Origin of the sequence: Altererythrobacter sp., from assembly GCF_050299635.1 — a bacterium.
In the GTDB taxonomy this organism is placed as follows: domain Bacteria; phylum Pseudomonadota; class Alphaproteobacteria; order Sphingomonadales; family Sphingomonadaceae; genus Erythrobacter.
This window is the reverse complement of record NZ_JBNKWF010000041.1, coordinates 1-9,839: the sequence shown is the minus strand read 5'-3', so window position 1 is coordinate 9,839 and position 9,839 is coordinate 1. Positions and strand designations below refer to the sequence as shown.

8 protein-coding genes and 1 pseudogene are annotated in these 9,839 nt (G+C 62.5%); 5 read left to right on the top strand and 4 right to left on the bottom strand.

All coding sequences use genetic code 11. The features are described 5' to 3' along the window. Positions 1-74 precede the first annotated feature (74 nt). Positions 75-815 carry a hypothetical protein gene (locus ACQY6C_RS14500; RefSeq protein ID WP_427969953.1) on the top strand — a complete coding sequence of 247 codons (741 nt, stop codon included), beginning with the start codon at positions 75-77 and terminating at the stop codon, positions 813-815. Here the strand turns inward: ACQY6C_RS14500 and ACQY6C_RS14495 are convergent. The 3 genes and pseudogenes from ACQY6C_RS14495 to ACQY6C_RS14485 form a co-directional block, all read right to left on the bottom strand. Next, a complete protein-coding gene (locus ACQY6C_RS14495) occupies positions 773-1,570 on the bottom strand; it encodes a hypothetical protein (RefSeq protein ID WP_427969951.1) in 798 nt (265 codons plus the stop codon). The genes ACQY6C_RS14500 and ACQY6C_RS14495 overlap by 43 nt on opposite strands. A gap of 8 nt (positions 1,571-1,578) precedes the next feature. Further along, positions 1,579-2,348, bottom strand: a pseudogene (locus ACQY6C_RS14490) (IS5 family transposase). A 519-nt stretch (positions 2,349-2,867) separates the two neighbouring features. After that, positions 2,868-3,785 (bottom strand): AraC family transcriptional regulator ligand-binding domain-containing protein, encoded by a 918-nt coding sequence (locus ACQY6C_RS14485; protein WP_427969949.1) that lies wholly within the window; start codon positions 3,783-3,785, stop codon positions 2,868-2,870. A gap of 209 nt (positions 3,786-3,994) precedes the next feature. On the opposite strand from ACQY6C_RS14485, the gene ACQY6C_RS14480 reads away from it, so the two are divergent. From ACQY6C_RS14480 to ACQY6C_RS14465, 4 genes are read left to right on the top strand one after another with little or no spacing between them, the layout of a single operon-like run. Further along, positions 3,995-5,758 carry an acyl-CoA dehydrogenase gene (locus ACQY6C_RS14480; RefSeq protein ID WP_427969947.1) on the top strand — a complete coding sequence of 588 codons (1,764 nt, stop codon included), beginning with the start codon at positions 3,995-3,997 and terminating at the stop codon, positions 5,756-5,758. A gap of 21 nt (positions 5,759-5,779) precedes the next feature. Then, on the top strand, positions 5,780-6,589 hold the full coding sequence (dmdD, locus tag ACQY6C_RS14475) for a methylthioacryloyl-CoA hydratase (protein WP_427969945.1): 810 nt from the start codon (positions 5,780-5,782) through the stop codon (positions 6,587-6,589). 16 nt (positions 6,590-6,605) lie between these two features. Further along, complete coding sequence (locus tag ACQY6C_RS14470; protein WP_427969943.1) at positions 6,606-8,216, top strand: AMP-binding protein; 1,611 nt, start codon at positions 6,606-6,608, stop codon at positions 8,214-8,216. A 6-nt stretch (positions 8,217-8,222) separates the two neighbouring features. Then, positions 8,223-9,326, top strand: coding sequence for a dimethylsulfoniopropionate demethylase (locus ACQY6C_RS14465; RefSeq protein WP_427969941.1), 1,104 nt, complete (start codon positions 8,223-8,225; stop codon positions 9,324-9,326). 112 nt (positions 9,327-9,438) lie between these two features. Here the strand turns inward: ACQY6C_RS14465 and ACQY6C_RS14460 are convergent, their stop codons facing one another. Beyond that, positions 9,439-9,660, bottom strand: coding sequence for a transposase (locus ACQY6C_RS14460; protein WP_427969955.1), 222 nt, complete (start codon positions 9,658-9,660; stop codon positions 9,439-9,441). Between the last annotated feature and the right edge of the window lie 179 nt (positions 9,661-9,839).

Below are 9,839 nucleotides of genomic sequence, written 5' to 3'. Positions count from 1 at the left end.
TCATTCCCGCCTCCATGTTGCTCAACGCCATAGAGTCAGACTTCCTGCCCAGTGGGAATCCCTAAAAGGAGTCAATGAATTCTGCGGCTGGTATGAGTGAGGCTTTTGCAATTGCTGAGGTCGAAGCGAAGAAGGTCCAGGCGCGCATTTCATCGGACTGGTCTCGACGCTCCACAAAGCCAAATGCAAGAGGTGTCGTTCGGCACCCACTTTTCAATGAGATGGATGGACGACGCACAGAGTCGGATACTTGGTACTGCCTCCATTGCAATTCGAAGGTCTCAGGGCATGAGATTGCAAAGAACCTATGGCATTGCCCATCTTGCGGGGCATCGCCTCTTGATATCTTCAGCGTGCCTTTCTGGCTCGAAGAGGGTGACGATCAACCAACGCCTTATCGCTCGCCGAAAAAAGGTGGTCGCGGTGAGCCAGTGATCGAAGTTGTCGACAATCGTCTCAGGCTCGAGTTGAGCGAGGATAATGTGACGCTTTTGATCCGAAGCGCGCTTCTTGATGATGCGGCAAACGCTGGTGAACGCTTGGGGGCGCTTTTGGCCGAGATCAGCTTTGATGAAGAACTTGGAGTTTGGGTCACTTTTGAAACTGATTATTGGCCAGAGGAAAAAGAAGCTATCCAAGCCCGAGCCGTGGCCAAAGCGCTTGGAGTTTCGTTTGATCAAGACATCGTGCTTTGCGAGCCGCCATTCGCCTGGCCAGGGATTGCTGAGTTCAGCTCAAATACGCTTGAATACACACAAACGATGTTGCGTGCCTACGCAGAGCAATCGACGGGACAAGGCAAGCCCAACGAATAGCTGTTCCATCCGTCCATTGTTATCCGTCCGGTCAGACCGTTGAGCGCGGCCACTACGAGGCCGACAATGTCGGTCGGGGCGTCAGCACGCGACTTTACCTTGTCGAGGACTGCTTCTCCGAGCGCTGCGTCCGGGATACTGTTCAGGCTGGCTAGGACCGCTTGGACGATATCAAGAGGCGCCTGTTCAAGCCGTTCGATCATCGTCTCGAGCGCCGCCTTGTCGCCAGCCCGAATCTGGTAGACGCGTAGGATGTCCTCGTGATGCGGATCAATGCCATTTCGATCCAAGACCCTGCCGGCGATCCGCGCGCGTTCCGGCTGTTCCCTTACGATACGATATAAGTTTTCGAGCAGATAAGCTTTAGCGCTATCGGCCACGCCGGAGCCCGTCAGAATGTCTCCAAGCATCGCCGCAATATCGTCCGCGCGCGCCAGAAGGGTGAGGGCGGCAGATTTATTTTGCCACTCGTCGCTAGCGAGGGCGGTGATCGCTGCCGAGATCGCGGCGGCGTCGAGCGCCGTCGGAAGCACTGCCCTCGCCGCGAGCCTGACGTGTGTGGGAACGGTCACATCGAGCGCAAGATCAACCAGCTCGAGCGGTGGGTCCGACAGGGGTTCCAGAGCGTCCAGAAAATCCGTTAGGCCATCGAACTCCTCCTCGGTCGTACCCTGCCGTTTGGCGCGAGAAGTGACCTTCACGGCTACCTCGCGGCCAACGCTTCGTAACGCCGGCTCAAGGCCGTGAAGACTCATGAACGTGTCTAGGTCACCGACTCATAACTTCGCAACCAGATACGGATCGAGGCGAGTTGTATTGAGGCGAGGAAGTTATCGTCGCGTTTATCATAGCGGGTGGCGATAGCCCGAAAGTGTTTGATCTTATTGAAAAACCGCTCGACACCGTTGCGCTGACGATAGAGCCACGGGCTGAAGACAGGAATGTTCACTCGTGTCGGCATAGGCCGGATGCAGGCCCAGGCACCGCGCGATCTCAGGTCTTCGCGCAGCCCGTCGCTATCATAGGTGCGGTCGGCAAGCAGGATGTTTCCGGCGTCCACAGTGGCGAACATGTCCGCCGCCGACCGCCCGTCATGGGCCTGGCCCTCGGTCAGTTTCAACCGGATCGGGCGTCCAAGGGCATCGACCAGAGCATGGATCTTGGTGGTCAGCCCGCCGCGCGAGCGACCCATGCAATCGGATCGCCCCCCTTTTTGGGGCCGTTCGCCCCGTGCTGATGAACCCGGATCGAAGAGCTGTCGATCATCTGGATATCGCCGTCGTAAGCCGCTGAAACAGCGTCAAGAATTCGCTTCCAATGCCCTGCCTTGCGCCATCGGTTGAACCGGTTCACGCAGGTCGTATAGGGACCGTAGCGTGCCGGGATATCCGCCCACGGAGCCCCTGTCCGGAGCCGCCAGAAGATGCCGTTCAGCACCCGCCGGTCATCCACCCGCTTCACCCCGCGCACCTTGGTGGGGAGCAACGGCTGGATCACCGACCACTCGAAATCGGTCAGATCGAAACGCGCCATGCCTGCCTCCTGCTCGTTTCCGGCAGTGAATCAGACACAGCGAAAATTGGGAATCCCTTTTATGGGTATGTGACCTAGTCCAGTGTCCAACAGTTCGTCCACGACCTCAAGTGTCAGCACCGGGTCCCTTTGAGCCGCGATTATCTCGACCGCGCCGCCCGTCAGGAGCCAACGCTTCCCAAGCCATTTGCGGACTTCGGAATTCAAGGGGCGGGAATAGGCGTCTGCCAGAAGCCGCCCGACCCTTTCTCGGATGCTATAATCGGCGCGTCGCCATACATCGGCCAGCCGGGCACCGACGTCGTCCCGAAGCACTTGGTCAACTGTAGCGCCGTTGGCGATACATCTTCCAATTAGGGGTCTGATGCCGGAGGGGGCAGGATCGTATCATAAGGGCATCAATGGCGTTTCGGCCATCTGTACTCCCCCGTGAGGAGGATATGGGCCCAGCCGAGAGGCAGTGGCAGATGTGCCGGAGCAGATCATCCGTGAAGAGATTTCGATGTTCGAACTCCGGACTTACAATCGGTATGATCCGGGCGTCCGGTTGGTCCACTTGTGAAAGGCTCGGTGGAAGTTCGACGATGCAGAAAAGCCGGTGTCGAAGGCGATCTGTTCAATGCTGCCCGTACCTTGCTGAAGCGCGCGGATAGCGATGTCGCGGCGCAGAGCGTCCTTAATGTCCTGAAAAGATGTCCCTTCCCCTTTCAGCCGTCGGTTCAACGTCCGGGGCGTCATGTTCAAGGCGCTGGCCGCATCCGGAAGCTGGCAGCTCTGCCAGGTCGCTCCGTAGAGAAAGGCACGAACGCGCAGGCTGTTGGTATGTCCGCGCGAGCCGGTGAAGATCCAGTCCAGCGGCGCGCGTTGAAGGAACAACGATGCCTCAGCGGGACTGCGGGTGATCGGGCGGTCGAATTGGAGTGGGTCGAAATGGATGCTGGTTTGCGCCGCATCAAACTCGACCGAACAGGGAAAGACAACCGCGTAATCTGCCGCAAAATCCGGGCGAGCGAAGCCAAAGCGAACTGCTTTCACGGCCGTTTCCGACCCGCCGAGCCAGGACAGCAGCCCATGCGCCAGTTTCAGGATCAGCATGTGGCCAAATCGCTGCGGATGGGTCTCGTCCGAGTAGGGGACCAGGGCCAGGTCCACCTCCTCCGGCCCGGTCCGCAAATCCAGCCGAAAATCATCCAACAGCAGGTTCCAGAATGTCGAGAACCGATACAGGGCCGAAACCAGGCTTCGGGCCTCACGCTGCACGGTCACGAGATGCTGCAATGCCCGGGGGCGGATCGGGCGGCTCCAGAGCCCCATCATCTCATCCCCCGTCTCGGGCGCGGCAAGCTGGTAGAGCCGGGCGATTTCTTCAAGCGTGACGCGTTGCGTGGGTGCCATCGGGCCGGTTTGCAGACCCGCACGCGCAAGCAGGGAGGTCATCCTTTCCGGACCGCACCGCGCGTTCAGCGCATCAAGCCAGTCCTGGATGAAACCCGCCGAGACGGTCGTCAGGGAGATCGGGTCATGTGGGGGCATGAAAGGCCTCGGTCTGGCGTAATCAGATACTATTTTGGCGCAGGATGAGCTTTTCGGCAATTTATTTCGCGGCTAGATGACGCGAAGCCATAGTTTCCGTTGGGGAGCCGAGGATGTCCTACCAGCCGCCCGTGCAGGATCTGATGTTCTGTATCGAACACCTGTCCGGTTGGGAAAAGCTGTCCTCACTGGAGGAATATTCCGAGCACGACCTTTCGGATATCGGCGCCGTACTGACGGGCCATGCCCGGTTCTGCGCCGAAGAGGTCGCGCCGCTGTCGCGCGATGGGGACATGCAGGGCGCCCGGTTCGACAAGGGCCGCGTGACCCTGCCCGAAGGCTACGCGCGGGCCTATGCGCAATTTGTCGAGATGGGCTGGCAGGCGCTGACCCATCCGCCGGTATATGGCGGCATCGGGCTGCCGCGTGCCGTCGGCGCGGCGGCGGTCGAGATGCTGAATGCCGCCGATATGAGCTTTGGCCTCTGCCCGCTCCTGACCGACGGGGCGATCGAGGCGCTGCTGCTGACCGGCTCGGACGACCAGAGAGCCACCTATCTGGAACCGCTGATCGCCGGGCGCTGGTCCGGCACGATGAACCTGACCGAACCGCAGGCGGGCAGCGATCTGGGCCGGGTGGCGACAAAGGCGGTGCGGCGCGCGGATGGCAGCTATGGCATCACCGGCACCAAGATCTTCATCACCTATGGTGCCCATGATCTGACCGAGAACATCATCCACCTGGTGCTGGCCCGCACCCCGGACGCGCCCGCCGGCCCGAAGGGGCTGAGCCTGTTCATCGTGCCGCAGAAGCTGGTGAACCCGGACGGGACGCCGGGGGCTGCGAACGCGGTCAACTGCGTGAGCATCGAGCACAAGCTGGGCGTGTGCGCCAGCCCGACGGCCGTGCTGGACTATGCTGATGCCGCCGGCTTCCTGATCGGACGGGAAAACTGCGGGCTGGAATACATGTTCATCATGATGAACGCCGCGCGCTTCGCGGTCGGTGTTCAGGGAATTGCGATCTCCGAGCGAGCCTTTCAGCGCGCCCTCGCCTATGCGCGCGAGCGGGTGCAAAGCCGCCCTGTGAACGGCCAGAGCAGGGACGCCGTCCCGATCATCGAGCACCCGGATGTCCGCCGCATGCTCATGCGGATGCGCAGCCTGACCGAAGGCGGCCGGGCCATGGCGGTGGCAACCGCGGGGCTGTTGGACATCGCGCATCACACGGGCGATCCCGAGACCCTCGCGCTGGCCGAATTCATGGTTCCGCTGGTCAAGGGCTTTTGCACCGAACGCGCGGTCGAGGTCGCGTCGCTGGGCGTGCAGATCCATGGCGGCATGGGTTTCATCGAAGAGACCGGCGCCGCGCAGCATTACCGCGACGCCCGCATTCTGCCGATCTACGAGGGCACGACGGCCATTCAGGCAAACGATCTTCTGGGGCGCAAGGTGATGCGCGACGACGGCGAAACCGCCCGCCTGTTCGCGGCGCGAATTGCCAGGACCGAGGCGCAGCTCGCCAAGGGGGACGCGGCCGCGCAGGCGATCGGCGCGGGCCTTGCGCAGGCGCGCGGCGCTTTCGAAGCCGCTCTGGACTGGATGCTGGACAGCAGCCGCAACGATATCGACGCGGCTTTCGCGGGCTCCGTCCCCTTCCTGATGCTCGCGGGCAATCTGGCGGCAGGGTGGAAACTCGCCCACGGGGCCCTTGCGGCGCAGACCGCGCGCGATGCCGGGCAGGACCCGGAATTCATGACCCGCAAGATCGCCACCGCCCTGTTCTATGCCCGGCATATCCTGCCCGAATGTGCCACCGAACAAGCCCGCATCCTGCATGGCGCGCAAAGCCTGCTGGACGCGGATTTCCCCGATTGATCCATCGAAAGGACCCGCGCCATGAATGATGTCGTGAACCCCGACACCTATGAACGCCTCGCGATTTCCGCGCGTGACAACGGCCTCCATGTCGTGACGCTGAACCGCCCGGAAAAGCGCAACGCGCTCGATGAGGTCACCATCGAGGAACTGATCCGCTTCTTCAGCGGTGCGCGGCGGGCGGGGGTCAAGGCGGTGCTGCTGGAAGGCGCTGGCGATCACTTCTGCGCCGGTCTCGATCTGGTCGAGCACTGGAAGGCCGACCGCAGCCCGGACGATTTCATGCATGTCTGCCTGCGCTGGCACGAGGCCTTCAACAAGATGGAATATGGCGGGGTGCCAATCATTGCCGCGCTGAAGGGCGCAGTTGTCGGCGGCGGTCTGGAACTGGCCAGTGCGGCGCATGTGCGCGTGATCGATCCGGGCACCTACTTTGCCCTGCCCGAAGGCCAGCGCGGCATCTTCACCGGCGGTGGTGCCACGATCCGGGTGTCGGACATGATCGGCAAATACCGCATGATCGACATGATCCTGACGGGCCGCGTCTATCAGGGGCAGGAGGCCGTCGATCTGGGGCTGGCGCAATATATCACCGAGGATGGCGGCAGCTTCGCCAAGGCGATGGACCTGGCCGAAAAGGTCGCGCAGAACCTGCCGCTGACCAATTTCGCCATCTGTTCGGCGGTCAGCCACATGAACAACATGTCCGGCATGGACGCCGCCTATGCCGAGGCCTTCGTCGGCGGCATCGTAAACACCCAGCCCGCCGCCCGCGAACGGCTCGAAGCTTTCGCCAACAAGACCGCCGCCCGCGTGCGGCCAAACAGCTAAGCCGGGCGGACCCCAGATGCGTCACCATTTCGAAGCTCTTCAGAAGACACCGGCAAACCATCTGCCCCTGTCGCCCCTGTCCTTCCTGCGCCGCGCCGAAAGCCTGCACGGCGCCCGCGACGCGGTGATCTATGGCGACACAAGGCGCAGCTGGGCCGAGACCGCCACCCGCATTCGCGCGGTGGCCGGAGGGCTCACGGGACTTGGCGTCGAGCAGGGCGACACGGTCTCGGTGCTGAGCCCGAACGTCCCCGAACTGTTCGAACTGCATTTCGCGCTGCCCCTGACCGGCGCGGTGATGAACACGCTCAACACCCGGCTGGAACCCGAGACCATCGCCTATATCCTCGACCACGCGGACACCAGGCTGGTGATCGTGGACCGAGAGCTGGTGCCGCTGTTGTCAAGGGCGTTTGAACTGCTGGGCCGCACGCTGCCGGTGGTCGAGATTGCCGATCCGGCCGCCCCCGGCGACAGCCTTGGCGGTCCCACCTATGACAGTCTGCTGGCCAGCACGCCCTTGCCGATCGACCTGCCGGATGACGAATGGAACGCGATTGCGCTGAACTATACCTCCGGCACCTCCGGGCGGCCCAAGGGCGTGGTCTATCACCATCGCGGCGCCTATCTGATGGCGCTTGGCACCGGGACCGCGTGGCAGATGCCGCCCTATCCGGTCTACCTGTCGGTGGTGCCGATGTTCCACTGCAACGGCTGGGGGCATCCCTGGCTGATGGCCATGCTGGGCGGGACGGTTGTCTTCACCCGCATTCCGGCGGCGGACCGCATCCTTGACGCGATCCGCACCCATGGCGTGACCCATTTTGGTGCTGCGCCCATTGTCCTGCAGATGCTGGCCGAAGCCGAAAGCGACGCGGCCCCCTTCGACCCCGCGATCCGGGTCATGACCGCCGGAGCGCCACCGCCGCCCTCGATCCTGGAAAAGACCCGCGCCATGGGGTTTGACGTCATGCAGGTCTATGGCCTGACCGAAACCTATGGCCATATCTCGCAATGCCTCTGGCAGGAGGAGTGGGACGACCTGACCCCCGCCGAACAGGCCGAATTGCAGGCGCAGCAGGGCATTGCCTTTCCCATGGTCGAGGAGGTCACCGTGATCGACCGCACCAGCGGTCAGCCCGTCCCGCGCGACGGCAGCAGCCAGGGCGAGATCGCCATTCGGGGCAACACCGTCATGGCGGGCTACTACAAGGACGCCGAGGCCACCGCGACAGCCTTCGAGGACGGCTGGTTCTGGTCCGGCGATGGCGCGGTTGTCCATGAAAACGCCTATATCCAGATCCGCGACCGGCTGAAGGACGTGATCATTTCGGGCGGGGAAAACATCTCCTCGGTCGAGGTCGAGGCCGTGCTCTATCGGCATGACGCCGTCCAGGCCGCCGCCGTGGTCGCCATGCCGCACGAAAAATGGGGCGAGGTTCCCTGCGCCTTTGTCGAATTGCGCGACGGGTTCGAGGCCTCTGCGGACGACCTCATCGCCTTCTGCCGCGCCCGTCTGGCGGGCTTCAAGGCCCCCAAGGCCGTCATATTCGAACCCCTCCCCAAAACATCCACCGGCAAGATCCAGAAGTTCCAGCTTCGCAATCGCGCCAAAGAACTGGAGTAGACTGGAATGGCATTGCTCTCCCCTTCGCGCAGGCTTCGGCGCACCGCTTTTTCCGAAGGCGTGGAAGCCGCTGGCGTCAAGGCCTATACGGTCTACAATCACATGCTGCTGCCGACGGTGTTCCGGTCGGTCGAGGAGGACTACCACCACCTGAAACAGGCGGTGCAGGTCTGGGACGTGGCCTGTGAACGCCAGGTCGAACTGCGCGGCCCCGATGCCGGACGTCTCGCGCAATTGCTGACGCCCCGCGATTTGCGCGGGATGCTGCCCGGCCAATGCTTCTACGTGCCCATCGTCGACGAGACCGGCGGCATGCTGAACGATCCGGTTGCCGTCAAGCTGGCCGAGGACCGCTGGTGGATCTCCATCGCCGACAGCGACCTGCTCTTCTGGGTCAAGGGGCTGGCCTTTGGCTACCGGCTTGACGTGCTTGTGGATGAGCCCGACGTGTCGCCCCTTGCCGTGCAGGGACCGCGTGCGGATGAACTGATGGCTGCGGTCTTTGGTGATGCCGTTCGCGACATTCGCTTTTTCCGTTTCGCGCATCTGGATTTCCAGGGGCACGACATGGTTGTTGCGCGCTCGGGCTACTCGAAACAGGGCGGCTTCGAGATCTATGTCGAGGGCGAAGAGCTTGGCATGCCGCTTTGGAACGCCTTGATGGAGGCCGGCAAGTCGATGGACGTTCACCCCGGCTGCCCCAACTTGATCGAACGGATCGAGGGCGGTTTGCTGTCCTACGGCAACGACATGACCGACGACAACACGCCGCATGAATGTGGGCTCGGCAAGTTCTGCAACACCCAGACGGCCATTGGCTGTATCGGGCGCGATGCCTTGCTGCGCGTGGCGAAGGAAGGTCCGGTCAAGCAGATCCGTGCGCTGGAGATCGACGGCCCGGCCGTGCCCGGCTGCGATCGCTGGTGGCCCGTGACCCACAAGGCAAAAACGGTTGGCCGTGTGTCTTCGGCAGCCTGGTCGCCGGATTTTCAGACGAATGTCGCGATCGGCATGGTGCGCATGACCCATTGGGACGACGGCACCGAGGTGACCGTCGAGACACCAGCCGGGCCGCGACAGGCCAAGGTTCGCGAGAACTTTTGGGCATAGCCGTGTTCCTGCAATGGCATTGGAGATAACGCAGGAGTCCAAGACAGAGGTAGGGGGCATTCGAGCATTGCATCGGGTTCAACAGGATTGCCAGCTTATACCACCGGCTTGATCAATTGGCTGCTATCCAGTCTCTACTGGTGATAGAGGTTATTCGGTCAGGCTCGTTGGCAAAGAAGTTCCAGGCGGCTTGGCATTTGTCGAGGATGTGCTCGTAGGTATCGAAAACCGTGATGGCGAGCTTGTTGGCGCGGAGATAGGCCCAGACGTTTTCCATCGGATTGAGTTCGGGCGCGTAGGGTGGCAGTTTCAGGAGCGTGACGTTGTCGGGGATTTCGAGCGCCTTGGCGCCGTGCCACCCGGCGGCCGTCCACGATCAGGACCGCGTGTGCGCCGGGGGCGACAGCTCGGGCGATCTCGCGCAGATGCAGGCCCATGGCCCCGGCGTTGACGTAAGGCAGGATCAGCCCGGCGGCCACGCCGCGCCCGGGACAGGCGGCGCCGAAGATGTAG